A 24,827-nucleotide genomic window follows, 5' to 3' on the forward strand; every position below is an offset into this window, starting at 1 on the left:
GGTTAACACTCTTCTTTTTATAGTTGGATAGGGGTTGTGGGCTTCAGTCGACCAGGCTGGCCAGCAGCCGCGCAGCGATGCGCGCGGTGCGTTGGTCCTGGTCAAGACCGGGGTTGAGTTCGGCGATGTCGGCCATGCGCAACTTGCCGCTGGCCTTGGCGCGCCGCGCCAGGTGCTCGACCACCATCAGCTCGACGCCATGGGCCGAAGGCGCACTGACGCCGGGCGCCTGGCTGGCCGGCAGGACGTCCAGGCAGAGGGTCAGGTACAGGTGGTCGATGCCGCTGAGAAAGTCATCGACGAAGGTCTCCAGCGCGGCGATATTCCACGGCTGCATCTGCCGGTCGAGGCGATAACGCACGTTCAGGCGCTGGGCCTGGTCGAACAAGGCCTGGGTGTTGTTCAGCTCGCTGACGCCCAGGCAGCAGTATTCAAAGGCCATGCCGGCCTGCTGGCAGTACTCGGCAACCTGCCGGAACGGCGTGCCGGAGCTGCTCTGGGCGCTGTGGCGCAGGTCGAAGTGGGCATCGAAATTGAGAATGCCGATGCGCGGCTGCGCCTCTTGCTGGCGTAAATGGCCAGCCAGGCCGAGAAAACTGGCATAGGCGATTTCGTGCCCGCCGCCCAGGCCCAAGGGCAGATGCCCTTGCCCCAGCAGTTGCGTCACCCGCTTGGCATAGGCCTGCTGGGCACCTTCCAGGTCAGTACCGAGGCAGACGAAGTCGCCGCTGTCATAGACCGGGCGCTGGCCACGCCAGGCCAGGTTGGCCAAGGCCTTGCGCAGGGCCGGCGGCCCCTGGCGGGCGCCGCTGCGGCCCTGGTTGCGGATCACCCCTTCGTCACAGGCCAGGCCCACCAGGGCGTTGCCAGCCGGTTGGTCATCAGCCCAGGGCTGCACCCATTGGTGCCAGCGCAGGGCCGCCGTGCCTTCTGCGGCGTCGACGCGGCCCTGCCAGAGCGGCAGTGCGGTAGTGCTATTCATGCGGGTACTCCAGTAGATTCAGTCCAGCCGCGCACCGATGCGCAGGGCCACGTCGCAGGTCCAGCGGGTCAGGCGCTCGCTGTTCTGCCGGGCGCGAATGGCCGGGGCCATCAGGCTGATTGCGCCATGCAGGCGGTTGCGGCTGTCGAGCACCGGGGCACTGACGCCCCAGATGCCGTCGTCGATTTCACCGAGGCTGATGGCATAGCCCTGGTCACGGATCTGCACGAAGCTCTGGCGGTAACTGTCCAGTGCTTCGGCTTCCAGGCCCTGCTCTTCAAGAATCGCCAGGCTGCGCGCCGGCTCCATGTGCGCCAGCAACACCCGCGCCGACGCGCCGACCCGCAGCGGTTGCGCCAGGCCCTTCTGGTAACAGCAGCGCAGCGGCTGCGGGCTGTCGATCAGTTCGATGCAAATGGCCTGGCCGTTGCTCGGCACCATCAGTGCCACGCTTTCCTGGCTGAGTTCGGCCAGGCGCTTGAGCTCGGGCTTGGCCAGCGACACCAGCAGTGCTTCGCGGTCGAACTTCTTCGCCAGTTGCAGGCAGGCCGGGCCCGGCAGGTAGCGACCATGGCCATTGTCTTCGGCCAGGCCCCAACGCAGCAGGGTCTTCAGGTGCCGATAGGTGCTGCTCAGGGGCTGGTCCAGTTGCAGGCTCAGCTCCTTGGCCGACACGGCCTCGTTGGCCTGGCCGAGGGCGACGAGGATCTGCAGCAGGCGATCGGTGGGCGTGGTGTAGGTCATATGTGCTCCTTGGCGCCATGGTGCACAGTCTTTCTCAATAGGTGAAACTCGATTCCCATTGAGTGGGAAATATCCTACTTATAGCCCCTTGGCCGCCCACTGCAGGCAGCGTGTTTGCAAAAAGCCCTGCAACGCCTTGACCCGCTCGGTCACCTGCGCCCGGTGCGGGCACATCAGGTACACCGGGGCGTGCTCGCCCTGCCAGTCGCCGAACAAGCGCTGCAAACGCCCGGCCGCGACGTCCGCGGCCACGTCCAGCCAGGCCTTGTAGACCACGCCATGCCCGGCCAGGGCCCAGCGCCGGGCCACTTCACCGTCATCGCAGCGGTATTCGCCGTGCACCCGCACTTCGTTCACTTCACTGCCACGCGCAAAGCGCCACAGGTCATAGGGCCGGCCGTTGCGCTGGTAGATCACGCACTGATGGTCAGCCAGCTCCTGGGGCATAGAGGGCGTGCCGTGGCGCGCCAGGTACTCGGGGCTGGCGCAGGCCACGCGGTGGTGATCGAGCAGAATCGGCAAGGCGACCATGTCGGAATCGGCCGGCACGCCAAAACGCAGGGCGACGTCGACTGGTTCGCGGTACAGGTCGCTGGCCTGGTCGTTGAGCAGCAGTTGCAGCTGGACCCGCGGGTATTCGCGCTTGAACGCATCGAGCCAGGCCAGCAGCACGCTGCGGCCAAAATCCGAAGGCGCCGCCAGTTGCAGCAGCCCGCCCATCTGCAGCGCCTGATCGCGCAAGGCTTGCTCGCCTTCGGCCAGCGCGCCCAGGGCCAGGCGCACGCTGTCGAGGTAGCGCCGGCCTTCGTCGGTCAGCCGTTGCTGGCGGGTGGAACGGGCAAACAGCCGTACCTGCAAGCGCGTTTCCAGGCGCTTGAGCGCAAGGCTGGCGGCTGCCGGGGTGATGTCGAGGCTGCGCGCGGCGGCAGACAGGCTGCCCTCGTCGGCCACCCGCACGAACAGTTCCAGGTCGAAAAGCGTGCTCATCAGTCCTGCCCGAACACCGGGCGCAAGAACGAGCGCTCATAGCTGAGGATGCAACGGGTGTCCTGGGCGTACTGGAAGGCGGCCAGGCACTCGGGGTCGTTCATCGAGTCCTGGCGGTAGCGTTCGTACGCGGCAAGGCTTGGAAAGGTGAACATCGCCATGGCGATATTGTTGGCACCTTCCGAAGGCAGGAAGTAGCCGTGGTGCTGGCCGCCGAAGCGCTCCACCAGCGGGATCCAGAGTTTGCCGTAGTGTTCGAACTCGGCGAGTTTGTAAGGGTCGAGGACGTAGCGCAGGTAGCAGGTGATCATCGGTGGCTCTCGCTGAAGTTGCTCGGCAGCCGAGAATGCACGATTCCAGCGCTGCCCGCATCAGTCTTGAGGGCCGCCAATCTCATCCATGAAACCTTGCACAAACAGCTCAAGCCGCCGATGCCGCTCGGCCGCCAGGCGTGCGCCCTCCCCGGTTTGAAAGCCCGAGGCCAGTTTCAGCAATTTGGTGTGAAAGTGCTCGAGGCTGAACTGGTGGTCCAGGTAGTCGCGGCCTGCCGCGCTGGGATTAGTGAAATCGTACAGGGCCGAGCCCATGCGCCCACCGACGTAGAAGCAGCGAGCCACACCGACCATACCGATGGCGTCCAGACGGTCACTGTCCTGAAGGATTTTTGCCTCGAGGGTTTCCGGCGCCAGGCCGGCTGAAAAACTGTGCGTAGCGACGGCATGAGCGACAGCGCTGATGCGCTCGCCGGGCCAGCCAAGATCGGCGAGTATCCGGGCAGCTTTTTCAGCGGACAGGGTCGAGGCCTGGGCGCGCAGCGGCGAGTTCTTTTCGACCGCGACGCAATCGTGCAGCAGCGTGGCGGCCAGGAGGATGGACAGATCGCCACCCTCCCGGGCCTGAATCCGCCGGGCATTGCTCCAGACCCGGTGGATATGCGTCAGGTCGTGAGAGCCATCGCCGTTGTCCGCCGGCAGGTGCGGCAACAGCAGGTCAGCGAGGGCTTGGCAGGGATGGAAAGGTTGGGTAGTCATCAGCAGTGGCGCCTTGGAACAGGTCATTGAAAATACGCCAGCGATGCCCGTATTGCGACCGCTGCGCGCTCGATCGCCGGCAAGCCGGCTGCCACAGGGACCATAGGCGCCTTCAACCCTTGTGAGTTCCCTGCAATTCGCCCAGGGCCCGCTGGGTCACCGCCTTGAAGTAGCTCATGTCGTCATGGATCCGTGCCAATAGAATCGCCCCTTCGTAATCCGCTACCAATTGCCGCCCTCGGGCCTGCGCCTGTTCATCATCCAGCAGGCCCTGATAGAGCCGGGCAAACGCCTTGGCCCAGGCGGCAAAGAATTCGCGAATCGGCACCATCAGCTCATTCTTGCCGTAACTGGCATCGATGGCCACCACCGCCATCAGGCAGCCGATGGCATCAGCCTCAAACACCCGACCTGCCTTGCGGCCCATTTCCTCCAGACGTTGAACAGGGCTCAGGCTCAAGTCGTCGGCAATACTGAACAGGTGCTTCGCAAGCCCTTCGTGGGTCCAGGCCAGCACGTCGCGCAGCAGCGCTTCCTTGTTCGGGTAGTGATGATAGAAGGACGCCTTGGTCAGGCCGCAGGCCGCCGAAAGCATGTCCATTGTGGTGCCGTGATAGCCGTAGCGCTTGAAGGTGTTGGCGCAGCGCTGCAGCAGTTGGTCTCGGGGAATTTTCAGCGGTCGCACGGCCAGTCCTGCAGTCGATCAATGGCGCTGATTCTATGCCATAAGCCTGGCCAGCTCCACTTGATAGTTACCGAACGTTTGGTTAGCTTAATCAAACCGAACGAACGGTAAGTAACCCTTCTAACCTCTTTGCCGGAGTGCAAGTCGATGAGCGAAGCCAATAGCGGCCCCGATCGAGTCAGCCGCGAACAGCGTGGCCACCTATGGCTGGTGGGCCTGGACCGCGCCGCCAAGCGCAACGCCATGGACAGCGCGCTGCTGATGGACCTGGCGCTGGCCCTCGGTGAATACGAGGGCAATGACGAACTGCGCTGCATGGTGCTGTTTGCCCATGGCGAGCATTTCACCGCCGGGCTCGACCTTATGGAGTTGGCACCGAAGCTGGCCAGCGGTGGCTTGCACTACCCAGAGGGCAGCATCGACCCCTGGGGCACCCGCCTGCCTCGCCGGAGCAAGCCGGTAGTGGTCGCGGTCGAGGGCATCTGCTGGACCGCGGGCATCGAATTGCTGCTCAACGCCGATATCGCCATCGCTGCCAGCAATGCGCGCTTCGCTCACCTGGAGGTGCTGCGCGGCATCCCGCCATCAGGCGGCTCTACTGTGCGCTTCACCCAGGCCGCAGGCTGGGCCAACGCCATGCGCTACATGCTCACTGGCGATGAGTTCGATGCCGATCAAGCGCGGGCGATGAATCTGGTCAATGAGGTGGTGGCTCCAGGGCAAGCCCTGGCCCGCGCCATCGACTATGCCGAACGCATTGCCAGGGCTGCGCCGCTGGCGATCAAGGCTACCCTGCAATCGGCCTTCCTGGCCCGGGACGAAGGCGATGCTGCGGCATTGGCCAGGCTCGAGGAAACGTTGCTGGAGCTGATCGGCAGCGCCGATGTGCGTGAAGGGGTGATGGCGATGATGCAAAAGCGCGCCCCGCAGTTCACCGGGCGCTGACCACCATGACCCAGATGATCTCCCCGGCCCCGCCGCACGCCTTCACCTTGCATGCCCGCGACGGTTACCCGTTGTCGGCGTACCGCTACCCGGCTGTGGGCGAAGCCCGTGGCAACCTGATCCTGGCCGGCGCCACCGGCGTGCAGCAACGCTTCTACCGGCGCTTTGCCGAGCATGCGGCAGCTCAGGGTTTCAACGTGCTGACTGTCGATTACCGCGGCGTCGGCGAGTCGCGGCCGGCGTCGCTCAAAGGCTTTGAGATGTCCTACCTGGACTGGGCTTACCTGGACTTGGCCGCGGCCGTCGACCTGCTCGGCGCCGAGCCATTACCCTTGTACTGGGTCGGCCATTCCTTCGGCGGCCATGCCATTGGCCTGCTGCCCAATCATGCCTGTATCAGCGCCTGTTACAGCCTCGGCAGCGGCGCCGGCTGGGCCGGCTGGATGCCCTGGCCGGAGGCGCTGAAGGTGCGCCTATTGTGGCGCTGGGTCCTGCCGCCGCTGGTAGCCCTCAAGGGTTACATGGCCTGGAGCCTGCTTGGCATGGGCGATGATCTGCCGCGCGGGGTCTACCGTGACTGGAAGCGCTGGTGCGCCTACCCGCACTACTACTTCGACGACCCGCGCATGGCCCATCTGGCCGGGCAGTACGCCCAGGTGCGCATGCCTTGCGTGTTCGCCACCTCGCTGGATGACCCCTGGGCGCCACCGCGCTCGCGGGATGCCTTCGTCAAGGCTTACTGCAATGCGCCAGTGACTCGCCGTGACCTGCAACCGGGCAATGGTGCCATTGGCCACATGGGGTACTTCAAGGCTCAGGCACAACCGCTATGGGACGAGATACTGACCTGGCTCGGCCACTACCCTCGCGCATAAACCAGCAACTCGCCGCTGGTGGCGATCACCAGGCTCAAACCGGTATAGGAAAACCCGAAGGCACGCACTTCGGTCTCGATTGCCAGGGTATGAAACCTGGCGGGCCGGTTGTAGCGCGCGCCATGCAGCCAGGAACCCGGCTCGACCAGCAGCAGGTGCTGCTCAGGCCAGGCCAGGGTGATGTTCTCCACCACCCAGCCATCGCTGGTGCTGATCGGCAGGCCGCCGCCCTGGATGCCCGACATGCGGATCACCCGCTCGTTGAGCGGGCCGATGCCGCGGGTTTCCAGATAATGGTCGCTGCCCAGGTTGTCGGTGCGGTCGCGGGCGATTTTCTCGCCGCTGCGACAGTCGATCACACTGCGGCCTGAACTCGAAGCCACCAGCAGCCGCTCGCTGTCACGGTCGAAGCCGATTTCCAGCAGGCCGGCGACGGTGAACTGGCCAGTCAACCGCCACGGCGCAGGTGCGGGTGCAACCGCTTGTTGGCGGATGACCTGGCGCAACGGGTCGAGGTGTCTGCTGCTGGTCATGGTGCCTTCCAGTGCGGATGCGTCAGCCGATACACCCGCACCGGCCGCTCGTGAAACTGCACAGTATCGAAGGCATTGAAGCCGGCTTTTTGCGCCACGCGCAAGGAGGCAATGTTGGCCGCTTCAATAATTGCAATCACTGCCGCCAGCCGCTGCTCGTTGAACGCGTGCTCAAGCACGCCGCGCACCGCTTCGCTGGCCAGTCCCTGACCCCAATAGCGTGTAGCCAGACGATAGCCCAGGCTGGCCTGCTCTACCCCTTCGACCTGCTCCGGGCTGACGCCGCAAAAACCGACCAGCTCGCCGTTGGCCTTGTCGACCAGCGCCCATTGGCCCATGCCGTAGCTGGCGTAGCACTGCATGCACCAGTCGATAAAAGCCCCGGTCATCTGTTCGTCGCAGACACCGCGCACCGAGAATTTCATCACCTCAGGGTCGCTGAGAATGGCGGTCAGGGCGGGCAGGTCTTGACGCGAGAGTTCGCGCACGAGCAGGCGTGGGGTTTCAAACAGCGGCATGAAGTGCTTCCTTGGGTCATGCAGGCGCGACGATGCGCCGTCGCCCCTACAATCCCTGTCGCCAGCCGCCGGGTCAACCCTCCCGCGAAATCGGCACCCCCGCGCTGGCTTTCGGCCCGGCCACGGCCCAGGCAATCAGGCCCAGCACGGGTACAAAGACGATAAACACGATCCACAACATCTTGCGATCCGCCCGGCTCTTGCTGCCGATGATGCGTTTGATAGCCCAAAGTTCGACCAGGGTGAGCAATACGGCAAGGGTGATCCAGATATGACCGTTTTCCATGGGTAGCCTCCAGAGGGGTTCTGAAGGTTAGGTGTGCGCAGCCAGCCGGGGTTCATTCTGATTGCCATTGCGGGCCGGGCAATATCTGGCATCATCGCCTCAACCTGCCAGTTCGCGGAGCCGCGCCTTGCCCACCCCACGCCAGTTCAGCAAGAAATCCAGCACCAGTAACATGCTCAACCTCAAGCACCCCGAGGCTGCCTCGACCCCGGCGTACCAGGTGGGCTTTTTGCTGCTGGAGAACTTCTCCATGGCCAGCTTTACCGTGGCCATGGATGTACTGGTGACGGCCAACCTGCTCAAGAGCAACCTGTTCTTGAGCACGCCGTTCTCCCTGGGCAGCGAGCGGGTCACCAGTGACCTGGGCCTGGAGATTTATGCCGCGCACCTGGACCGCGCAGCACTGGACAACCTCGACATGCTGATTGTTTGCGGCGGCCTGCGCACCCCGCTCAAGTACCCGCAGCTGGACAAGCTGCTGAGCGATGCTGCCGCCCACCAACTGGCCCTCGGCGGGCTGTGGAACGGTGCCTGGTTTCTCGGCCGCGCCGGGGTGCTGGAGGGCTACAACTGCACCATCCACCCTGAACAACGGGCAAGCCTGGCCGAGCGCAGCCCGCAGTGCACCATCACCCCGGCAAGCTTTGTGCTCGACCGCGAACGCCTGACCGCCGCCAGCCCCAACGGCGCGCTAGAGATGATGCTGGCGCTGCTCAAGCTGCAACATGGCGAGTCGCTGGCCGAGGGCGTCGAGGAGATCCTGGCGTTTTCCAGTGCGCGCTTTCGCCGGGTCGACAGCAGCCAGAAGAAAACCATGAGCGCGCCACTGCGCACCATCGTCGAGCTGATGGAAAGCAACCTTGAAGAAACCCTCAGCCTCGATCAACTGGCGGCCTACAGCGGCCGTTCGCGCCGGCAGATCGACCGCCTGTTCCAGGCGCAACTGGGCACCTCGCCGAGCCGCTACTACATGGAACTGCGCATCACCAAGAGCCGGCGTCTGTTGCAGTATTCCGACCTGCCGCTGATGGATGTGGCGATTGCCTGCGGTTTTGTCTCGGTCTCGCACTTCAGCAAGTGCTACTGCGCCTACTTCGGCTACCCGCCTTCACGCGAGCAACGGCTGGGCGAGTAAGCGCGGCGGTTGCCGTTGAGGCTCAAACCGCCCTCCACCACCAGCACCAGCACCGCCAGCCAGATCGCAATATAGGTCGGCCACTGCGCCGGGGCGATGCTGTCGCCCAGCAGCACCGCGGCGACCACCAGCAGCACTGGCTCGACATAAATCAGCAGGCCAAACAGGGTCAGGTTCAGCCGTGGTGCCGACAGCGCCTGCAGGCCCAGGGCTGCGGCGCTGATCGCGCCGAGGCCGAGCACCAGCCAGGGCAAGCTTGAGGCTGCGCCGGTAAGGCCGAGCACTACCCCGCCTTTGAGCACGAAATACAGGCTCACCGGCAGGCTCAGGCTCATGTCGAACCACAGCCCGCCCATGTTGTTGGTGTCGGTCACCCGGCGCAGCCAGAAGTACAGCGGATAGCCCAGCGACACCACCAGCACCGGCCAGGAAATCGCCTTGGCGATGGCGATCTGGTTAATGATGCCCAGCGCCGCCAAGGCACAGGCCAGCAGTTGCAGGCGGCTGATCGAATCCTTGAACGCCAGGCGGCCGACAATCACCATCACCAGCGGCATCAGGAAATACCCCAACGACACATCCAGGCCGTAGCCGTTGATCGGTGCCCACATGAACAGCCACAGCTGCGCGCCGAGCAACACCGCCGAAACCAGGCGAATCGCCCAGAACCAGCGCTCTTCGAACAGGCGCAGGAATATCCGCCGCACCTGCGGCCAGTGCCCGCTGGCGATCACCATCAGGGTCAGGCACGGCACGGTCAGAAGGATCCGCCAGCCATAGATTTCGGCGCCGTCCAGGGGCGCGAGCAGACTGGTGTAGGCGTACATCACCGCGAACAGCACCGAGGCGAGAACATTGAGCACGACGCCCAACGTGGAGTTATGCGCGGTCATTGCAAATTCCTTAATGAGGACCAGCAGAGGGTGATAATTTATTCCGCAGCCACTGATAAGTGCCCTCGTTTTCACCCCTCAAGATGAGAAATTTTTGCATGGACCTGGATGAATTCGACCTTGCCCTGCTTGCCGCCCTGCAGCGCGATAACAGCCAGCCCCTGCGTGAGCTGGCCGAGCAGGTGCACTTGTCTAGCGCCTCGGTGCAGCGGCGGATCCAGCGCTTGAAAAAGACCGGGGTAATCCAGGCCAATGCCGCAGTGATCAACCCGGACAAAGTCGGCCAGGTGATTACCCTGATGGTCGAGGTGCACGCCGACCGCACCCAGTCGGCGGACTTGGAAGTGATGAAGCGTGCGTTCTCGGGACCTGAAATTCAGCAGTGCTACTACGTCACCGGCGACGCCGACTTTTTGCTGGTGCTGACGGTAGCGAGCATGACCGTGTTCCAGGACATCGCCCAGCGACTGTTTCATGACAACCCGAACGTGAAGTGGTTTCGTACCATCGTGGTGCTGGATCGGGTCAAGACAACCTTGCAGGTGCCGCTGTAAGATCTGCGCCTGCCTGCACTGGCTATGTGGGAGAGGCCGTGCGGCGACCCGACTTGCCCCGCGATGGGGTCAGTTCAGCCTCCCCATCAGGTGGCGTCTGGATTGCGACCGCTTCGCGCTCGATCGCGGGTCCAGCCTGCTCCCACAGCGTTGCGCTGCATTCAAATCCACTATGGCTGCGGCAACGCCTTGAGCGCTGTGGCCAACGCCTCGGCACTGGCATATTCCTTCTGCCCCGCCACAACCCCCTGCTCCAACTGAATCCACAGCACCTGGCCTTCAGCCCCCGGATAGCGCGCAACCACCTCGCCGTCGCGGTCCAGCAGCACCCGGTAGCTGTAGTCACGCATGGCCGGGATGGCGAACAGTTTGCTGATCAGTGCCGGCATGCGCTGGATGTCGGCGACGAACACCGCCTCGCGTGCTTGCAGGTAGCCCTTGGGCTGCTCACCGACGGCGGCCTGGACCAGCTTGGCACCGTCCATGTTGCGCGCCACCAGCAGCACGCGGGTCTGCGCGTTGAGGCTGTAGGGCTGGTCGTGCTGGTCAAGCAAGGTAAAGGGCGCCAGGCGTTCGCCGACTTCGGCGGCGCCAGCCAGCAACGGCATCAGGCTCAGTAGCAGGGCAATGGCGTATTTCACAGGTGACCTCATTGTCAGTGCAGAGCTGCTGATCCTAGCGTGGATGCGAGGGCTGCAGTACCCTTTGCGCTCATTTCAAGGAGGACCTCGCGTGCCAAGGATGCTGACATTGTTGCTCTGCTGTGCCCTGTTCCCGACCACCGCCTGGTCGGCGCTGAGCCTTGGCGAGTTCACGCTGGGCATGCCGCGCGCGCAGGTCGTGGAGGTGATGGAGCGGCATTTCACCCGGGTCTGGCTGATCAACGGCGTGCACTACAACGTGCCCCGTCAGTACTACCAGGCTGTCGACCCGGTACCGGGCATCGAACCCTACAAACTCGGCGGCGTCGAGGTCAGCCGCATCGAAGCGGCCTTCGACAAGGATGACCGCCTGCGCCAGGTTTCGCTGTCACTGGAGACCACCGACAGCGAACGCGCCATGCAACTGGTGCCGTTGATGCGTCAGGCCAAAGAAGCGCCGAACAGCAGTGGCCGCCACGACCTGCTGCTCGAAGACGGTGAACTGACCTACTGGACCAGCGCGTTCTGGGAGTGGACGGTGATCAATATCGCCGACAAGCCCACTTCGCTGGAGAACATCCCGGCACGGGCGCGCAGCGACGAGAATCAGCGCGCCAAGGCGGCCAAGCGCTGATCGCTGGCTTACCCCTCGCCATCGCTGGCACCGATCACCCCTGCCCGCTCCCGGCGCGGCAAGCGGCCATTGAGCACGGCATAAGCGCCCAGGCCGATCACCAGCCCCCAGAACGCCCCGCCGATACCGAGCAAACTGATATTGGCGGCCGCAGCCAGAAAGGTGATCAACGACGCTTCGCGGGTTTTCGCATCGGCCATGGCATTGGCCAGGCTGCTGCCAATGGTGCCCAGCAGCGCAAGCCCCGCCAGGGTGCTGATGAAAGTGGCCGGGAAGGCCATGAACAGCGCGGCCAGGGTTACCCCGAAGACGCCGACAAGAATGTAGAACACGCCCGCCGCCACCCCGGCGATCCAGCGCTTGGCAGGTTCTTCGTGGGCTTCCTTGCCGGTGCAGATCGCCGCGGTGATCGCGGCGATGTTGAAGGCGTGGGAGCCGAACGGCGCCATCAACAACGAGCCCAGCCCGGTAACGGCGACAATAGGGTTGGCACTGGCCTTGAAGCCGTCATTGCGCAGCACCAGCATGCCGGGCATGTACTGGCCGGTCAGGGTAATCAGGAACAGCGGCAGCGCCACGCTGAGCATGGCGTTGAATGAAAACGCCGGCGCGGTGAAGACCGGCGCCGCCAGTTGCAAGCGCAGCCCTGACAGCTCGACCTGCCCGCGCATCAGCAAAAAGCCCAGCCCCAGCAGCAGGATGCCGACCACCGCATAGCGCGCACTGAAGCGCTTGAAGAGCAGATAGGCCACGATCAGCAGCGCGGCCAGCAACGGGTCGACGCTGAGCCCGGCAAAGGCACAGATGCCGAATTGCAGCAGGATCCCGGCCAGCAGTCCCGCCGCAATGCCCGGCGGGATCAGGCGGATGAGCTTGTCGAAACAGCCCGATAAGCCCAGCAGCACAAACGCGGCTGCCGAGATCAGGTAGGCGCCCACCGCTTCGGCGTAGGGCGTACTGGCCAGGGCCACCACCAGGAAGGCGGCGGCCGGTGTCGACCAGGCGGTGATGATCGGCTGGCGGCTGAGCCAACTGAGCAACAGCCCGGTAACCCCCACGCCGATGGATACCGACCATACCCAGGAAGCCGTGAGGGCCGGGCTCAAACCAGCGACCTTGGCCGCTTGGAAAACCAGGATGAAGGTTCCGCCATAATTGACGATAACCGAGATGAGACCGGCAATGAGCGGGGGCATGAGGTCGCCGGGGCGTAGTGCTGAAGTAGACATGGCGGCAGGGTTCCTTGCGAAGAGGCAGTGACGAGCGACCGAGTGTACGAATAGACTGGCCTGCCCGTTCAGGCCAGTTTCTTCACTTGCGGCAGACCACATGGCAACCACGTTCGAGCTTGAAACCCTGAAGATGCGCGTCAATGACGCCGAGTTCGCAGCGCTGGACCTGCACCAGCGCATCCAGCGTGCGCTGCGCGCGCTGATCCTTGAAGGGGCGCTGTCCGCTGGCGTCAAGCTGCCGGCCAGCCGCGCCCTGGCCAAATCGCTGGGCGTCGCCCGCGACACCGTCGAGAACGCCTACGTGCAGCTGCAGCGCGACGGCTATATCGTCCGCCGCGCAGGCTCGGGCAGTTATGTGCCGGACAACCTCGGCGCGCAACTGCGTGGCAGCGGGCAACGGCGCATCAAAGCCGGGGCGCAAAAACGCAGTGATCTCGAGCCCGGCCAGGGCTTGAGCCTGCGCGGACGGGCACTGTTCGACAACGGCGGCGTCAGCGACCAGCAGGTGATCAAGGCCTTTGCCACCGGCCTGCCAGAAACCCGCTCGTTCCCCCTTGCAGTCTGGGAACGCCTGCAGCGCCAGGCCGTGAAGGACCATCGCGGCAACGTCCTGCTGCACGGCGACCCGCAGGGCAGCGAAGCCCTGCGCAAGGCCATCGCCACCTACCTGAACCTCGAACGTGGCGCCAAGGTGATGCCCGAGCAGGTACTGGTGCTCAGCAGCACCCGCCAGGCGCTGTTCCTGTGCGCACAAATGCTGGTGGATGCCGGCAAGCCGATCCTGCTGGAGAACCCCGGTTACTTCGGCGCGAAGAAGGCCTTTGAAGCGGCGCAGGCGCGGATCGTGCCGATCGACGTCGACGCCCACGGCATCCGCACCGACCTGCTGCGCGCCGACCAAAGCGGCGCCAGTTGCGTCTACGTCACGCCATCGCACCAGTACCCCACAGGCGCGACCCTGAGCCTTGCGCGACGCCTGGAGCTGATCGACTGGGCGGCGCAGAACGGCAAGTGGATCATCGAGGACGACTACGACAGCGAGTTCCACTACGACGGCCTGCCTACTGCCTGCGTGCAGGGCCTGGACAGCCAGCAGTGCACCCTCTACATCGGCACCTTCAGCAAGACCCTCTACCCCGGCCTGCGCATCGGCTACATGGTCTTGCCGCCGGAGCTGGTAGCGCCCTTCAGCGCGGCGCGCAGCATCATCGACGGGCACACCCCGCAGGTGCTGCAACTGACCCTGGCGCGCTTCATGGACGACGGCCACTACAACGCCCACATCCGCGCCATGCGCAAACTCTACGCCGGGCGCCGGGCCTGCCTGCTTGATGCGATTGGCAAGCACCTGGCGGGCGTCGTCACCGCCATGCGCCCGCCGGGAGGCCTGCAGATCCCCTGCGTGCTCGAGCCAGGCTGGACAGAGCAACACACCATGAATCTGGCCGCCCGCGCCGGCGTGCAGCTACCCGGGCTCAGCCGTTTGTATGCCGGTGAACATAAACAGCAGGGCTGGCTGCTGGGCTATTCATCGCTGACAGCCAGTGAAATCGAAACCGCAATCCGGCAACTGGCCAAGGCCCTCTGCAGGAGCGGGCTGGACCCGCGATGAGGCCAGCGCCACCCGAACATCTTCACCCCGCCTGCCCGTCACGCTCCTTGAGCAGTTGCTGGATGACTTGCTCCTGGGTGTCGTAGGCGCCTTCGCCAAAGTGCACATAGCGCACCTGGCCGCTGCCATCGACGATGTAGTGCGCCGGCCAGAACTGGTTGCCGAAGGCGTTCCATATCGCATAGTCGTTGTCGATGGCCACCGGGTAGTCGATATCCAGCTTGGCCACTTGCTCGCGCACATTGTCGACCACTCGCTCCTCGGGGTATTCCGGCGTATGCACGCCGATCACCACCAGGCCCTGGTCGGCGTAACGCTTGGCCCAGGTGTTGACGTGCGGCAGGCTGCGCCGGCAATTGATGCACTCGTAGGTCCAGAAGTCCACCAGCACCACCTTGCCCTTGAGCGCTGCGCGGTCCAGTGGCGGCGAGTTGAGCCACTGCACGGCGCCGGCCAGTTCCGGCATCGGCCCCAGTGTCTCAAGGCTTGCCGGCGTGCCGGCGAACAGGCGGTTGCCCAGGCCCGCCAGCGCCAGCAGCACGGCCAGCAGTGCGGCGATGCCCAGGGCCCGACGGCGATTTGTGTTGAAATTGATGTTCATGGACGAACCTCCCTGATCGATGGCTTAACCGCCTTCATGGCAGTCACTGGCAAATTTCTGGTACTGCAGGCGGTGTTCCTTGCCCTGGGAATCAAGGTAGTCCATCTGAGCGTTGACCACGCCGCAGCCAATTCGGCGGCAGCCTGACCTTGAGCAACCGCGACGGCGGCGGGCTCTGCGCGCAGGTCGAGCTGCTCAGTGGCGCCGGCATGCTCAGCCTGGATCACCTGCGGCGACGCTGCAACGACCCGGCGCCAGCACCGCAGTGATGCTGGCGAATGGAATGCAGCGGCATTCATCATCGCAGGCGAAGTACAGCTGCAACTGGTGGGTGCACCAGTCGATGCTGCGCACCACGCCTGACTGGGTTTCCATCACCCCGTACTCGGCGGCAAAACAGCCGTACAGCACCACGGTGTCTCCAGGTTGATACAGGCGAAGGCGCTCTTTGTTGTTCTCGTCCATGTCGGTATGGCTCCAGCCTTTGAACCGGCATCATCACCAACCGCAAGCCAGCGCGCTACTGGTAAAAATGTCAGGCGACCAACAGCACGGCACCGCTCACACGGTTTTCTCGCGGGCCACCAGGGTCACCCAGTAGCGGCTGCGCGCCTGTACCGCTACCGGCAGGCTGGCCGCCAGCAGGGCCAGCACCCGGTCAGTGTCATCCAGGCGAAACGTGCCGGTGACCCTCAGCGACTCCAGCGCCGGGTCCCAGCGCAGCCAGCCCGGGCGGTAACGCGACAGCTCATCCAGGAACTGCCCCAGCGGCTGGTTGTTGACACTCAGAACGCCATCGCGCCAGTCCGGCTGGTGGGGGTCGAAACGGTCCATGGCGCCACTGCCGTCGGCACCGATGGTCAACTGGTCGCCGACCTGCAAGGCCAGCGCCGGGCCCTGGCGCGGCTGCACCTGCACTGCCCCCTGGAGCACGGCGATGCGGCACTGCTCGGCGTCGCGCCGCAGGCACACCTGGGCCTGGCCGACGCTCACCCGGGCTATGCCAAGGTCAACGTGCAGCGCTTGAGCACGGCTGACGCTCAGGGCGATCTCGCCCTCGACCAGGGTCAGGCGCTGGTGAGCAAGGTCAAGGTTGACGGCGGTTGCCGTGTTCAATTGCAGCAGGCTGCCATCGGCCAGGCGCACGCCACGGCGTTCACCCACCGCCGTACGCAGGTCGGCGCGCAGGGCCTGCAGCGGCACCTGCTGGCTGAGCAGCCAGCCGGCGGGCAACAGCAAGGCCAAGGCCAGGCCACGCTTGAGCAGGGTTCGACGGTTGGCTTCGGGACGGTCGAGGCTGGCCATGGCCAGGGTTGGCGGCACGTCCTGGAAACGCTGGCGCAAGCCCTCGGCGCGCTGCCAGATCTGCTCGTGCTGGGCATTGGCCGCGCGCCAGTGCTGCAGACGCTGCAAATCCTCGGCGCTGGCCTGCCCGGAATCGAGCAAGGCCAGCCAGTGCGCGGCGGTGCGCGCCAGTTGCCGGGCTTCGCGGCTGAAGGTGCGGTTCATAGTTCAACCAGCAGGCAATGCTCATACGCCTGGGCCATGTAGCGTTTGACCGTACGTTCACTGACCGCCAGGCGCTCGGCGATCTGTGCGTAATTCAGGCCTTCAAGTTGCGACCAGAGAAACGCCCGACGCACCGCCGCCGGCAAACCGTCGAGCAGTTCGTCCAGGGCTTGCAGGGTTTCCAGCAGCAACCAACGCTGCTCTGGCGAAGGCATCAGGGCCTCGGGCAGGCTGGCCAGAGCCTCGAGGTAGGCACGCTCCAGGCTGCGGCGCTTGTGGAAATTGACCAGCAAACGCTTGCCGACGGTCAGCAGATAGGCCCGTGGCTCGCGTAACTCGCTCAGCACCTGGGGGCTTGCCAGCACGCGCAGGAAAGTATCCTGGCTGAGGTCGGCGGCATCCCAGCGGTTGCCCAGGCGCTGGTACAGCCAGCGCTCCAGCCAACTGCGATGCTCTCGGTAGAGGCCCTGCAGGGTCTGCTCGGTGGGGCCCGCCGCTTCGCTCATGTCAACGCACCTGGATGGATTAGACTCAAATGAGATTGATTCTAATTAATACCCTGATGCAAACCAAGCGCTATTACATGGCTTTTATCATCTGCCAGCGTTGCCGCACCTCGCGCACGGTGCCGGCCGACACCCCGCGCAGCTCGCGCGGATAGTCCACCTGGGGGTTTTCCTCGAAGCGTGTGGCGCAGAACTGGCCGTTGCTGGCACGCAGGATGTAGCCGCTGTCCTGGCAGTCTGCCGAAGCCAGGTACAACACCCCCGGCACGACCCACTCGGGCTTGAGGTCTTCGGGCTCGCCCTGCTGGCCCCACATGCGCGTGCGCGCCACCGGCGAAATCGCGTTGACCGCAATCCCGTGCTCGGCGCCCTCGGCGGCCAGGGCGTTCATGATCCCCAGTTGCGCCATCTTGCCGGCGGCGTAGGCACCCAGGCCGGTTTGTGCATGGCGCAGGTACATGGCCCGGTCCGAGGTAGTGAGCACGATACGCCCGCTGCCAGACGCCTTGAGCGCCGGCCAGGCGTGCTTGCTCAACCACAGCGGCGCGTGGACGTTGATGGCCAGGGCGCGCTCGATGAATTCGCTGCTGCAGTCTTCGATGTTCTGGTAACCGACCCAGCCGGCGTTATGGATCAGCGCATCGAGGCCGCCGAAGGTGTCGAGCACCTTGCTGATCAACTGTCGACACGCTTGCTCATCGCCAAGGTCGGCGCTGTGACCAATCACCTGGTGGCCTTCATTGCGCAACTGTTCAGCGGCGCCCTCGGCAATCGAAGCATCGTGGCCACAGCCTTCGCGGTCGGTGCCAAGGTCGCTGATTACCACCTGCGCACCGGTTTGTGCCAGGGCACGGGCATAGGCCAGGCCCAGGCCACGGGCGCCGCCGGTGATGAGTACGGTTCTGAATGGGGTCACAAGCAGTCTCCTGATGGCCGTTCAGCCTAGCCAGTCAGCGCTGCAAAGTTGAATACTATCGAACAGGGTCGCCGATATCCGTGGGATATCGGCGGCTCCCGGGCACTACTCGCTGCGGCGCGCCAGGCCGGAGACGATGGCAACCATCAGCAAGCTGATACCCCAGCCAACCAGAATTTCGAACCAGATCAGCAGGCGCACGAAATGCTTCCAGCCAAATGATGTGAACTCGTCCCAATACCCTTGCTTGGGTGTCGGCACTAGCGGCGCCCAGTCCGACTCCTGCTGCAGGTCGACCAGGGGCATCAGTACATCCAGGGAATAGGCCAGGGGGCTGAAGCCGGTGTATTCCTCACGCAGGGTTTGGCACAGGTACCAGTTGCCTTCACCACGGTAACTGGCTGGGAGTGGACTGCCTGGATTTAGCTTGCGCCAGGCATCTGCGCGATCAGGCCGACATTCAAGATAACTGTCGCTTTGGAACACTATCGGATTGCTGGGTGCGAACACCCCTTTTTGCAAAGCCGCATACCAGTAGATACCCCCGCAGAACAACCAAATGCAGACAAACCAGATCAACAGCTGCATGGGCCTGTAGCCAAAACCGGTCAGCTTTCCGTAAAGAAAATGCAAGCCTCTACCAAAGCCGGAATACAGGGTGCGGACCCAAGGATACCAGTGTGCCGCAGGTTGGCTGACATGGCCGATTTCTCGTAGTTTCTGTTCGTAGGCAATACCCATTTCCCGCGCTTGCTCGGTATGCCCCATTTCCCCCAGTACTTTCTGCAAATGCCGCCAGGGCTGCGGGCGAAAACTGCTCTCGGCATCCATCACATCCCCAACCCGCCGCAGGGTCGGAACTTGACGACTCAACCAATCAGCCCTGAACACAGGGCAAACAGGTGCTCGTGCAGAAAGGGCTTTATAGACCAGGCCGTTGAGCGCTATGTGTTCCCCCCAGCTATTCTCGTCATCATCCAACTCCCCTACTCTGGCCCCCACGAAAGAGGAACTGCAAAGCTTCCTGGCAATGTTACGCAGTGCCAGAGTGCCTTCTATCTGTGCGCCATCAAGGATCAGCGCTCGCCCTTGCTCTGCGCTCAGGCAAGCCCCCTCGCAATTGAAGTCGCCGGCAATTCTGGAACGGGAGAAGTTTACCGAGCGCCGTGCATCAAACCCTTTCCCCAGGTTGACTGTCCCGGTAATCACCGCACCGGAGGCAATGAGAGAATGCCCCTTGTCACCCTCGAGAACAGCGTCCCTGGCGATCAGGTCACCTTCAATTTGTGCGCTATTGAAGCGGACCAGACCTTTTGCCTTGAACCCGCTGGTGAGCAATGCATTTCCAGTCAATACAAGATTGCTGGCAGTCAGGGCAACGCCTCCATTGCCGTCAAATTCAGCCCCCCTGCAGTTGAATTGCCCGATGATATGCGCGGCAATAAACCGTACCTGTCCCACCATCACGCATCCATCGACCAGAAACACTCCTCCGCGGACGACTATTCCGTCCGCAGACAATGCAGTTCCGTGAGTAGACTTCAAGTGGCCCCTGCAGCTCAGTTGCCCTTCGATACGCGCGCAAACCAGACGGACTGCGCCGTTCGCGGTGAATCCCTCACCGATGGTGATATCGCCTTTGACCTGCAGGCCATCGGCGCCCAGCGCATACCCACCGCGACCGTCCAGCCTGGCCCCGGTGAGCTGGAACTGGCCTTCGATCCTGGCCCCGAGACAACGGATGGTCCCCTTTGCATGAGCAGCCTGTGTCAGAAACAGGCTACCGTTGATGTGCGCAGAGTCCAGGATCAATGCTTCATTGCCCTTGCCGTCAAACTTGGCATTGGAGCAATCCAAGGCACCTTGGGTTTTCATCGAAACGCATCTGACCGTTCCCTTAGAGCGAAACCCTTCGCTGAAGTACACATCCGCATTCACGGCAACCTGATCGAGGACCAGGGCAACCCCGCCCTTGCCATTGAATCGCCCCCCTCGACAGTTGATCTGCCCAGAGACACGCGCCCCTTCAAATGACACGCAGCCACGGCTTTTAAAACCGTCGTCCATTGATAGCGCGCCCCGTACATCCACCCGATCGGCCAGCAAGGCATCAGCGCCATTGCCATTCAGGTCGGCGCCGCTCAAGCAAAAGCCGCCACCGATCTGGGCATCTTCAAGATCGATTCTGTCACTGGAGCGAAACCCGCTCAGATCCAAGGCACCGCGTGTGATGAGTCGGTCTGCCCGCAGGCCCGGGCTTTGACAGTTGGCCAGTACCAGCGTCCCGCAAACCTGGGCGTCGGTGAAATCCGGGGCGTGCTCAAACAAGCAATCCTCCAAATTCAGTGGATACGCCAGCGTAGTTCCGCTCAGATCCAACTGCCCCTCGATGCACACGCCCTCAAGACGAACACCGCGTTCATGAGCCGGTGCAGCAGCATCCCCACCCAACAACAGGAATCTGAGTAGTTCTGCGCGTACGCACTGGCCATCTTCAGCACTGACAGGACGATGCTCGAGAATGCGGACAACCTCACCGTCGCGGCACGCTGCCAATAAAGATTCCTCCGCCGAGTTCAAATCGACGAAATCGCTCAGCGACCTCCCTGTAGCTTTCATCAACCCTCTCTCTGCACCGGCCAAAATAGACAGATGTTAGAGAAACCCTCGCATGCCATCAATATGACACTCTTGCGAGTGAGGCATAATCGCAAACTGCTCTGATTCAAGGACACGCTCCGTGATCGAAACCCGCCTGCTGCGCCAGTTCATCGCCGTGGCCGAGGAGTTGCACTTTCACCGCGCCGCCGAGCGCCTGCACATGGCCCAGCCGCCGCTGAGCCAGGCCATCGCCCGGCTTGAGCAGCGCCTGGGCTTTGCCCTGTTTACCCGACACTCCCGAGGCGTGGCGCTGACGGCCGCCGGCGCGAGCTTTGTGCATACCGCGCGGGCGACTCTGGCAACCCTGGAGCACGGCATCGTCCAGGCACGCCAGGTCGCCGAAGGCATCGCCGGCCAACTGCGTATCGGCAGCCTGGCGCTGGCGGGCTATCCGCTGCTGCTCAACGCGCTCAAGCAGTTTCGCAGCGACTGGCCCAAGGTACAGCTGGAGCTGCAGCAGGGGTCGTCGGCGCAGTTGGTCGAACAGTTGCTCGATGATCAACTGGATATTGCCGTGGTCCGCCAATTGCCACTGATGAGCGAACGCCTGAGCAGCCGTTTGTTGCTGGAAGAAGAAATCTTGCTGGCACTGCCGAGTGAGCATCCGCGCGCTGGCGAAGCGGCTGTCAGCCTGGCGGATTTTGCCGAGGAAGATTTTGTCTTCACCCCACAAGCCCTGGGCGCAGGCTATCACCAGCAACTGCTCGACCTGTGCCAAAGCGCGGGTTTTTACCCGCGCATCAGCCAGCAGGCGGCGCAGCTGCAAACGCTGATCAACCTGGTCGGTTGCGGCTTCGGCATCGCCCTGGTGCCGGCCGCAGCCGCCCAGGCCAATGCCCAGCCAGGGCTGCGCTTTTGCCGCTTGCGCGAGGCCAGCCCGCGCCTGGGGCTGTACCTGATGTGGCGCAGCGACGATCCCTCGCCGCTGCCGGGGCGCTTTATCGCGTTGACTGAAAACGCGGGCACTGACCTTCGAGCCGATAACGCAGGGTAACCAGCTGGCCACTGGAATCCTCGAAGGTCATCAGCATCGGCGCCGCTTCGCAGCCGCGGGCCATGGGCGTCTGTTCGATCAGACGGGCGACATCCACAGATTTGCCGTAGGTAAAGTCCTGGATAGTGGGGACGCTCTTGCCGGTTCTTGCTGCATAGGCCTGCACTGCCTGCTCATGGGCAACCAGACGCGCATCCTTTACCTCTGGTGCCGAAGCCTGCGCGCTTTGGCCGGCCAGCAGAACCACTGCGGCCATTACCAAACCTTGCATGCGCTTCATTGGCGGGTACCTCGAATGAAGTGAAATGACAACAGGAACAACGGTTTCGAGCTTACGCCGCTAATGGTATTCCAGCTACAAAGTGATACCGAGGGCCTGACGCAATTGCTCACCGCGGCTGTCAGACGCGGCGCTGACCAGGGCGTAGTTGTAGTCACCTCGCGACCAGTAGCGGGCCTGCAACTGGCCGTCGGTGCGCTCACCACTGGGCATGCGCACGTAGTGCTCACCCGGCGAGCGCAAGAACAGGCTGACCCGCTGACCCTGGGCGTCCTCGAACAGCAGCAGCGCCGCCGGCCCCTGCTCGTTGCTCAGCAGCCGCGCGCCCACCGGGGTGAAGCCGTAGGCCGAGAGGTCCGGCAGGTTGCCGACATGGGCAAAGTGCTGGCCCAGCCAGGCCTGCAGGCGCGCCGGGTCCTGGGCGCTGAGGTCGAGGGCCTTGGCGTCGGCGAACAACCGATGGGCCTGCACGGCATCAGCCATCGGCGGGTTACTGGCCAGCAGAATCGCCTCGCGCCCTTGCCAGCCGCCCAGGCCGCCGATGCCCAGGGTAACCAGCAGCACCGCAGCACTGGCCCAGCGCCGCTGGCGCCGACGGCGCAGCTCACGGCGTACGTTGGCCGGGTCCAGGCGCGGGTTGGGCGCCTGCCCGGCAAAGCCGGACAGCGCCGCGCGCAACTGGCGGGCATCGTTGCGCCAGGCTTCGACCCGCGCCGCCTGTTCGGGGTTGGCCGCCAGGTACAGCTCCACCGCCCGGCGCCGCTCGCTGTCCAGGCGCTCGTCAACATAGGCGTGTAATTCGTGATCAGACGGGATCAAGCTCATTTCAACCTCCGCAGCGCCGCGGGCGGGGTGTTGCCCTCGGCCAGTTCGCGCATGGCCGCACGGGCGCGCGACAAGCGTGACATCACCGTGCCAATCGGCACATCCAGGGCCAGCGCGGCCTCCTTGTAACTCAGGCCTTCGACGCTGACCAACAACAATAAGGCGCGCTGCTCGGTGGGCAACTGCGCAAACGCCGCCAGGCCCGACTGGGCAACAACGATGTCTTCGGTGTTGCTGCCCGCCTCCTCGCCACGGCCGAACCAGGCCAGCCAGCGCGCCTGGCGGCGTTCGCGGCGTTTGCCGTCGATAAACTGCCGGTACAGGATCGAGAACAACCAGGCGCGCAAGCTGCCCTCTTGCCGCTGTTGCCTGCGGCGGCTCAAGGCGCGCTCGACGGTGGCCTGGACCAGGTCATCGGCGCTGCTGGCCTCGCGCGTCAGCCACAGGGCGAAGCGGCGCAGGCGCTGAAGCATTTCGCGCAATTGTTCGTCGTCTAGTTCGTTCATTGCCGCAGTCTTGGCCTGTAGGCGATCAGTGTACGAGGCAGACGCTGGCGGTGAAGAATTATTCCCGGGCGTTGGAATAAATTTCTGCGACCGGCGTCGTACCGGCTCATTCACTGACCCGGATCACCGCCATGAGCACTCCGTTACACGGCCGCCCCCGCGCTCTGCGCCTGGCTGCCATTGGCCTCGGGCTGGCGGCCCTGGCCGCTGGCTTTGCCTACACCGCAGGCTGGATCGGCGCCGAACGCCTGAGCCCCAAGCGCTTTATCGACACCTTCGAAGACCAGGCCGGGCACTATCCCGGCTACCGTAAGAATCACGCCAAGGGCCTGTGCGTCAGCGGCTACTTCCAGAGCAGCGGCGCGGCGGCCAAGCTGTCCACCGCGCGGGCATTCAGCCAGGCCCGGGTGCCGGTGATCGGCCGCTTCGCCATCGGCGGCGCCAACCCCCACAGCGCCGATGCCAGCGTGCCGACCCGTAGCCTGGCGTTGCAACTGAGCAGCGACGATGGCCAACTGTGGCGAACCGGCATGAATACCCCGCCGGTGTTGGCGGTAGGCACGCCCGAAGCCTTCTACCAGCAGGTACTGGCCATAACCCCGGACCCGGCCACCGGCAAACCGGACCCAGCGCGCCTGCAGGCGTTTTTCGCCGCCCATCCGGAAAGCGCCGCCTTTCGCCAATGGGCCAAGGACTACCAAGCTTCGGACAGTTTCGCCAACTCAAGCTACAACAGCATCAATGCCTTTGCCCTGATCGACGCCGCTGGCAAGGCCCGCTACGTGCGTTGGAGCCTGCTGCCGCAAACGCCGTTCGCCGCATTGCCGGCCCAGGTCGATGATCGCGACTACCTGCAACACGACCTGCGCCAGCGCCTGGGCCAGGGCCCGCTGCGCTGGACCTTGCAACTGACCCTGGCCGAAGCCGGCGATGCCGTCGATGACCCCAGCCAGCCCTGGCCCGCGCAACGGCCCACGGTGAACGCCGGCACCCTGGTGATCGACCAGGTCGATGCCGCGGAGCAAGGCGCCTGTCGCGACCTGAACTTCGACCCGCTGATTCTGCCGAGCGGCATCCGGCCGTCCGCAGACCCGATCCTCGCAGCCCGCTCGGCGGCCTACTCGGAATCCTTCAACCGTCGCGCCCGTGAAGCCGCGCAGCTGGGAGCCCGCCCATGAAACCTGTTGCCTTCCACCCCCTGGCCCGCGCCGTGCACTGGCTGATGGCCGTGCTGATCCTGGCCATGCTGTTTGTGGGCGTGAGCATGGTCAGCGACCTGTCGCCGCGCCATACCTGGTTGATCAGCCTGCACAAGGCCATTGGCCTTGCGCTGTTGCTGCTGGTGATTGTGCGCATCGGCCTGCGCCTGAGCCTGCCGCACCCGCCGCTGCCCGCCGACGTGCCAGCACCGCAGCGCTGGGCGGCCAAGGCTTCGCACCTGTTGTTGTACGGGTTGATGCTGGCGATGCCGCTGCTGGGCTGGGGCATGCAGTCTGCCGGTGGCTACCCGCTGCCGTTGCAACTGCCGGCGCTGCTGCCCCACGACCTGCAGCTGTATGCCCTGCTGCGCCAGGCCCACGCTTGGCTGGCCTATGTGCTGTTTGCCACCGTGCTGGTGCACCTGGGCGCAGCGCTGGTGCACGGGCTGATCCGCCGTGATGGCGTGCTGCGCAGCATGTGGCCGGGGCCGCTACCCAAGGATTAATATATTAATTATTTTTCATTCCTGGCCATTTCCACCC

The 24,827-nt window shown here is 64.1% G+C and carries 30 protein-coding genes and 1 pseudogene; 9 read left to right on the forward strand and 22 right to left on the reverse strand.

Annotated features, from left to right (window positions below):
- Positions 1–43 precede the first annotated feature (43 nt).
- The 6 genes from hutG to UB48_RS03910 all read right to left on the reverse strand — a co-directional run bounded on the left by hutG (position 44) and on the right by UB48_RS03910 (position 4,429).
- Positions 44–982 carry a formimidoylglutamase gene (hutG, locus tag UB48_RS03885; RefSeq protein ID WP_045194197.1) on the reverse strand — a complete coding sequence of 313 codons (939 nt, stop codon included), beginning with the start codon at positions 980–982 and terminating at the stop codon, positions 44–46.
- Positions 983–1,000: 18 nt separating this feature from the next.
- Complete coding sequence (locus UB48_RS03890; RefSeq protein ID WP_038995818.1) at positions 1,001–1,726, reverse strand: IclR family transcriptional regulator; 726 nt, start codon at positions 1,724–1,726, stop codon at positions 1,001–1,003.
- A gap of 78 nt (positions 1,727–1,804) precedes the next feature.
- Positions 1,805–2,713, reverse strand: a complete 909-nt coding sequence (locus UB48_RS03895) for a LysR family transcriptional regulator (RefSeq protein WP_045194204.1) — start codon at positions 2,711–2,713, stop codon at positions 1,805–1,807.
- On the reverse strand, positions 2,713–3,024 hold the full coding sequence (locus tag UB48_RS03900) for an NIPSNAP family protein (RefSeq protein WP_038995821.1): 312 nt from the start codon (positions 3,022–3,024) through the stop codon (positions 2,713–2,715). The genes UB48_RS03895 and UB48_RS03900 overlap by 1 nt, the downstream gene beginning before the upstream one ends.
- Before the next feature lie 60 nt (positions 3,025–3,084).
- Positions 3,085–3,744: an HD domain-containing protein gene (locus tag UB48_RS03905; RefSeq protein ID WP_045195652.1), complete on the reverse strand. Its 660-nt coding sequence runs from the start codon at positions 3,742–3,744 to the stop codon at positions 3,085–3,087.
- 112 nt (positions 3,745–3,856) lie between these two features.
- Entirely contained in the window at positions 3,857–4,429 is a 573-nt protein-coding gene (locus tag UB48_RS03910; protein ID WP_045194206.1) for a TetR/AcrR family transcriptional regulator, read from the reverse strand.
- 147 nt (positions 4,430–4,576) lie between these two features.
- On the opposite strand from UB48_RS03910, the gene UB48_RS03915 reads away from it, so the two are divergent.
- Together UB48_RS03915 and UB48_RS03920 are read left to right on the forward strand one after the other, a co-directional pair.
- On the forward strand, positions 4,577–5,374 hold the full coding sequence (locus UB48_RS03915; RefSeq protein ID WP_045194208.1) for a crotonase/enoyl-CoA hydratase family protein: 798 nt from the start codon (positions 4,577–4,579) through the stop codon (positions 5,372–5,374).
- 5 nt (positions 5,375–5,379) lie between these two features.
- On the forward strand, positions 5,380–6,249 hold the full coding sequence (locus tag UB48_RS03920; protein WP_082075385.1) for an alpha/beta fold hydrolase: 870 nt from the start codon (positions 5,380–5,382) through the stop codon (positions 6,247–6,249).
- Here the strand turns inward: UB48_RS03920 and UB48_RS03925 are convergent.
- The 3 genes from UB48_RS03925 to UB48_RS03935 form a co-directional block, all read right to left on the reverse strand.
- Complete coding sequence (locus UB48_RS03925; protein ID WP_045194210.1) at positions 6,234–6,782, reverse strand: hypothetical protein; 549 nt, start codon at positions 6,780–6,782, stop codon at positions 6,234–6,236. The genes UB48_RS03920 and UB48_RS03925 overlap by 16 nt on opposite strands.
- A complete protein-coding gene (locus UB48_RS03930; protein WP_045194212.1) occupies positions 6,779–7,300 on the reverse strand; it encodes a GNAT family N-acetyltransferase in 522 nt (173 codons plus the stop codon). Before UB48_RS03930 ends, UB48_RS03925 begins: the two co-directional genes overlap by 4 nt.
- Positions 7,301–7,373: 73 nt before the next feature.
- Positions 7,374–7,586 (reverse strand): PLD nuclease N-terminal domain-containing protein, encoded by a 213-nt coding sequence (locus UB48_RS03935; protein ID WP_038995826.1) that lies wholly within the window; start codon positions 7,584–7,586, stop codon positions 7,374–7,376.
- Positions 7,587–7,713: 127 nt separating this feature from the next.
- Between UB48_RS03935 and UB48_RS03940 the strand changes: the two genes are divergently transcribed.
- Positions 7,714–8,721: a GlxA family transcriptional regulator gene (locus UB48_RS03940; protein WP_045194214.1), complete on the forward strand. Its 1,008-nt coding sequence runs from the start codon at positions 7,714–7,716 to the stop codon at positions 8,719–8,721.
- Here the strand turns inward: UB48_RS03940 and rarD are convergent.
- A complete protein-coding gene (gene rarD, locus UB48_RS03945) occupies positions 8,685–9,614 on the reverse strand; it encodes an EamA family transporter RarD (RefSeq protein ID WP_045194215.1) in 930 nt (309 codons plus the stop codon). The two genes, UB48_RS03940 and rarD, sit on opposite strands and share 37 nt — an antisense overlap.
- A 98-nt stretch (positions 9,615–9,712) precedes the next feature.
- Here rarD and UB48_RS03950 point away from each other — a divergent pair, with 98 nt between their 5' ends.
- Positions 9,713–10,168, forward strand: coding sequence for an Lrp/AsnC family transcriptional regulator (locus tag UB48_RS03950; protein WP_045194217.1), 456 nt, complete (start codon positions 9,713–9,715; stop codon positions 10,166–10,168).
- 170 nt (positions 10,169–10,338) lie between these two features.
- Here the strand turns inward: UB48_RS03950 and UB48_RS03955 are convergent, their stop codons facing one another.
- Positions 10,339–10,809: a hypothetical protein gene (locus UB48_RS03955; protein ID WP_045194218.1), complete on the reverse strand. Its 471-nt coding sequence runs from the start codon at positions 10,807–10,809 to the stop codon at positions 10,339–10,341.
- A gap of 100 nt (positions 10,810–10,909) precedes the next feature.
- On the opposite strand from UB48_RS03955, the gene UB48_RS03960 reads away from it, so the two are divergent.
- Positions 10,910–11,443, forward strand: a complete 534-nt coding sequence (locus UB48_RS03960) for a hypothetical protein (protein WP_052676468.1) — start codon at positions 10,910–10,912, stop codon at positions 11,441–11,443.
- Between the two features lie 8 nt (positions 11,444–11,451).
- Here the strand turns inward: UB48_RS03960 and UB48_RS03965 are convergent, their stop codons facing one another.
- Positions 11,452–12,672: a benzoate/H(+) symporter BenE family transporter gene (locus UB48_RS03965; protein WP_045194220.1), complete on the reverse strand. Its 1,221-nt coding sequence runs from the start codon at positions 12,670–12,672 to the stop codon at positions 11,452–11,454.
- 100 nt (positions 12,673–12,772) lie between these two features.
- Here UB48_RS03965 and UB48_RS03970 point away from each other — a divergent pair, with 100 nt between their 5' ends.
- Positions 12,773–14,287 carry a PLP-dependent aminotransferase family protein gene (locus tag UB48_RS03970; RefSeq protein WP_045194221.1) on the forward strand — a complete coding sequence of 505 codons (1,515 nt, stop codon included), beginning with the start codon at positions 12,773–12,775 and terminating at the stop codon, positions 14,285–14,287.
- Between the two features lie 22 nt (positions 14,288–14,309).
- Here the strand turns inward: UB48_RS03970 and UB48_RS03975 are convergent, their stop codons facing one another.
- The 7 genes and pseudogenes from UB48_RS03975 to UB48_RS28150 all read right to left on the reverse strand — a co-directional run bounded on the left by UB48_RS03975 (position 14,310) and on the right by UB48_RS28150 (position 20,438).
- On the reverse strand, positions 14,310–14,888 hold the full coding sequence (locus UB48_RS03975) for a thioredoxin family protein (protein WP_093381373.1): 579 nt from the start codon (positions 14,886–14,888) through the stop codon (positions 14,310–14,312).
- Positions 14,889–14,912: 24 nt separating this feature from the next.
- Positions 14,913–15,014 (reverse strand): annotated as a pseudogene (locus UB48_RS03980) (DUF2790 domain-containing protein); the annotation flags it as partial.
- An 87-nt stretch (positions 15,015–15,101) separates the two neighbouring features.
- On the reverse strand, positions 15,102–15,353 hold the full coding sequence (locus tag UB48_RS03985) for a hypothetical protein (protein ID WP_045194224.1): 252 nt from the start codon (positions 15,351–15,353) through the stop codon (positions 15,102–15,104).
- Positions 15,354–15,449: 96 nt separating this feature from the next.
- Positions 15,450–16,397, reverse strand: coding sequence for a FecR domain-containing protein (locus UB48_RS03990; protein WP_045194226.1), 948 nt, complete (start codon positions 16,395–16,397; stop codon positions 15,450–15,452).
- Complete coding sequence (locus UB48_RS03995) at positions 16,394–16,903, reverse strand: sigma-70 family RNA polymerase sigma factor (RefSeq protein WP_045194228.1); 510 nt, start codon at positions 16,901–16,903, stop codon at positions 16,394–16,396. Before UB48_RS03995 ends, UB48_RS03990 begins: the two co-directional genes overlap by 4 nt.
- A gap of 73 nt (positions 16,904–16,976) precedes the next feature.
- Positions 16,977–17,819 (reverse strand): SDR family NAD(P)-dependent oxidoreductase, encoded by an 843-nt coding sequence (locus UB48_RS04000; protein ID WP_045194230.1) that lies wholly within the window; start codon positions 17,817–17,819, stop codon positions 16,977–16,979.
- 105 nt (positions 17,820–17,924) lie between these two features.
- Positions 17,925–20,438 carry a hypothetical protein gene (locus tag UB48_RS28150; RefSeq protein ID WP_052676469.1) on the reverse strand — a complete coding sequence of 838 codons (2,514 nt, stop codon included), beginning with the start codon at positions 20,436–20,438 and terminating at the stop codon, positions 17,925–17,927.
- Between the two features lie 121 nt (positions 20,439–20,559).
- Between UB48_RS28150 and UB48_RS04010 the strand changes: the two genes are divergently transcribed.
- Positions 20,560–21,474: a LysR substrate-binding domain-containing protein gene (locus UB48_RS04010; RefSeq protein ID WP_045194232.1), complete on the forward strand. Its 915-nt coding sequence runs from the start codon at positions 20,560–20,562 to the stop codon at positions 21,472–21,474.
- Here the strand turns inward: UB48_RS04010 and UB48_RS27225 are convergent.
- The 3 genes from UB48_RS27225 to UB48_RS04020 all read right to left on the reverse strand — a co-directional run bounded on the left by UB48_RS27225 (position 21,419) and on the right by UB48_RS04020 (position 23,085).
- Complete coding sequence (locus UB48_RS27225) at positions 21,419–21,754, reverse strand: DUF2790 domain-containing protein (RefSeq protein WP_082075387.1); 336 nt, start codon at positions 21,752–21,754, stop codon at positions 21,419–21,421. The genes UB48_RS04010 and UB48_RS27225 overlap by 56 nt on opposite strands.
- Positions 21,755–21,829: 75 nt before the next feature.
- Complete coding sequence (locus UB48_RS04015) at positions 21,830–22,579, reverse strand: anti-sigma factor (RefSeq protein WP_045194234.1); 750 nt, start codon at positions 22,577–22,579, stop codon at positions 21,830–21,832.
- Complete coding sequence (locus UB48_RS04020) at positions 22,576–23,085, reverse strand: sigma-70 family RNA polymerase sigma factor (protein WP_045194236.1); 510 nt, start codon at positions 23,083–23,085, stop codon at positions 22,576–22,578. The genes UB48_RS04015 and UB48_RS04020 overlap by 4 nt, the downstream gene beginning before the upstream one ends.
- Positions 23,086–23,216: 131 nt before the next feature.
- On the opposite strand from UB48_RS04020, the gene UB48_RS04025 reads away from it, so the two are divergent.
- Positions 23,217–24,263, forward strand: a complete 1,047-nt coding sequence (locus UB48_RS04025; RefSeq protein WP_045194238.1) for a catalase family peroxidase — start codon at positions 23,217–23,219, stop codon at positions 24,261–24,263.
- Positions 24,260–24,790, forward strand: coding sequence for a cytochrome b (locus tag UB48_RS04030; RefSeq protein ID WP_045194240.1), 531 nt, complete (start codon positions 24,260–24,262; stop codon positions 24,788–24,790). The genes UB48_RS04025 and UB48_RS04030 overlap by 4 nt, the downstream gene beginning before the upstream one ends.
- The last annotated feature ends 37 nt before the right edge of the window (positions 24,791–24,827 follow it).

It is taken from the genome of Pseudomonas sp. 2(2015) (genome assembly GCF_000955865.1).
Classification (GTDB): Bacteria; Pseudomonadota; Gammaproteobacteria; order Pseudomonadales; family Pseudomonadaceae; genus Aquipseudomonas.

Coding starts and splice junctions, on each gene's coding strand:
- hutG (WP_045194197.1), bottom strand. CDS start 982: ATGAATAGCACTACCGCACTGCCGCTCTGGCAGGGCCGCGTCGACGCC.
- UB48_RS03890 (WP_038995818.1), bottom strand. CDS start 1,726: ATGACCTACACCACGCCCACCGATCGCCTGCTGCAGATCCTCGTCGCC.
- UB48_RS03895 (WP_045194204.1), bottom strand. CDS start 2,713: ATGAGCACGCTTTTCGACCTGGAACTGTTCGTGCGGGTGGCCGACGAG.
- UB48_RS03900 (WP_038995821.1), bottom strand. CDS start 3,024: ATGATCACCTGCTACCTGCGCTACGTCCTCGACCCTTACAAACTCGCC.
- UB48_RS03905 (WP_045195652.1), bottom strand. CDS start 3,744: ATGACTACCCAACCTTTCCATCCCTGCCAAGCCCTCGCTGACCTGCTG.
- UB48_RS03915 (WP_045194208.1), top strand. CDS start 4,577: ATGAGCGAAGCCAATAGCGGCCCCGATCGAGTCAGCCGCGAACAGCGT.
- UB48_RS03920 (WP_082075385.1), top strand. CDS start 5,380: ATGACCCAGATGATCTCCCCGGCCCCGCCGCACGCCTTCACCTTGCAT.
- UB48_RS03925 (WP_045194210.1), bottom strand. CDS start 6,782: ATGACCAGCAGCAGACACCTCGACCCGTTGCGCCAGGTCATCCGCCAA.
- UB48_RS03930 (WP_045194212.1), bottom strand. CDS start 7,300: ATGCCGCTGTTTGAAACCCCACGCCTGCTCGTGCGCGAACTCTCGCGT.
- UB48_RS03935 (WP_038995826.1), bottom strand. CDS start 7,586: ATGGAAAACGGTCATATCTGGATCACCCTTGCCGTATTGCTCACCCTG.
- rarD (WP_045194215.1), bottom strand. CDS start 9,614: ATGACCGCGCATAACTCCACGTTGGGCGTCGTGCTCAATGTTCTCGCC.
- UB48_RS03950 (WP_045194217.1), top strand. CDS start 9,713: ATGGACCTGGATGAATTCGACCTTGCCCTGCTTGCCGCCCTGCAGCGC.
- UB48_RS03960 (WP_052676468.1), top strand. CDS start 10,910: ATGCTGACATTGTTGCTCTGCTGTGCCCTGTTCCCGACCACCGCCTGG.
- UB48_RS03965 (WP_045194220.1), bottom strand. CDS start 12,672: ATGTCTACTTCAGCACTACGCCCCGGCGACCTCATGCCCCCGCTCATT.
- UB48_RS03970 (WP_045194221.1), top strand. CDS start 12,773: ATGGCAACCACGTTCGAGCTTGAAACCCTGAAGATGCGCGTCAATGAC.
- UB48_RS03975 (WP_093381373.1), bottom strand. CDS start 14,888: ATGAACATCAATTTCAACACAAATCGCCGTCGGGCCCTGGGCATCGCC.
- UB48_RS03985 (WP_045194224.1), bottom strand. CDS start 15,353: ATGGACGAGAACAACAAAGAGCGCCTTCGCCTGTATCAACCTGGAGAC.
- UB48_RS03990 (WP_045194226.1), bottom strand. CDS start 16,397: ATGAACCGCACCTTCAGCCGCGAAGCCCGGCAACTGGCGCGCACCGCC.
- UB48_RS03995 (WP_045194228.1), bottom strand. CDS start 16,903: ATGAGCGAAGCGGCGGGCCCCACCGAGCAGACCCTGCAGGGCCTCTAC.
- UB48_RS28150 (WP_052676469.1), bottom strand. CDS start 20,438: ATGAAAGCTACAGGGAGGTCGCTGAGCGATTTCGTCGATTTGAACTCG.
- UB48_RS27225 (WP_082075387.1), bottom strand. CDS start 21,754: ATGAAGCGCATGCAAGGTTTGGTAATGGCCGCAGTGGTTCTGCTGGCC.
- UB48_RS04015 (WP_045194234.1), bottom strand. CDS start 22,579: ATGAGCTTGATCCCGTCTGATCACGAATTACACGCCTATGTTGACGAG.
- UB48_RS04020 (WP_045194236.1), bottom strand. CDS start 23,085: ATGAACGAACTAGACGACGAACAATTGCGCGAAATGCTTCAGCGCCTG.
- UB48_RS04025 (WP_045194238.1), top strand. CDS start 23,217: ATGAGCACTCCGTTACACGGCCGCCCCCGCGCTCTGCGCCTGGCTGCC.
- UB48_RS04030 (WP_045194240.1), top strand. CDS start 24,260: ATGAAACCTGTTGCCTTCCACCCCCTGGCCCGCGCCGTGCACTGGCTG.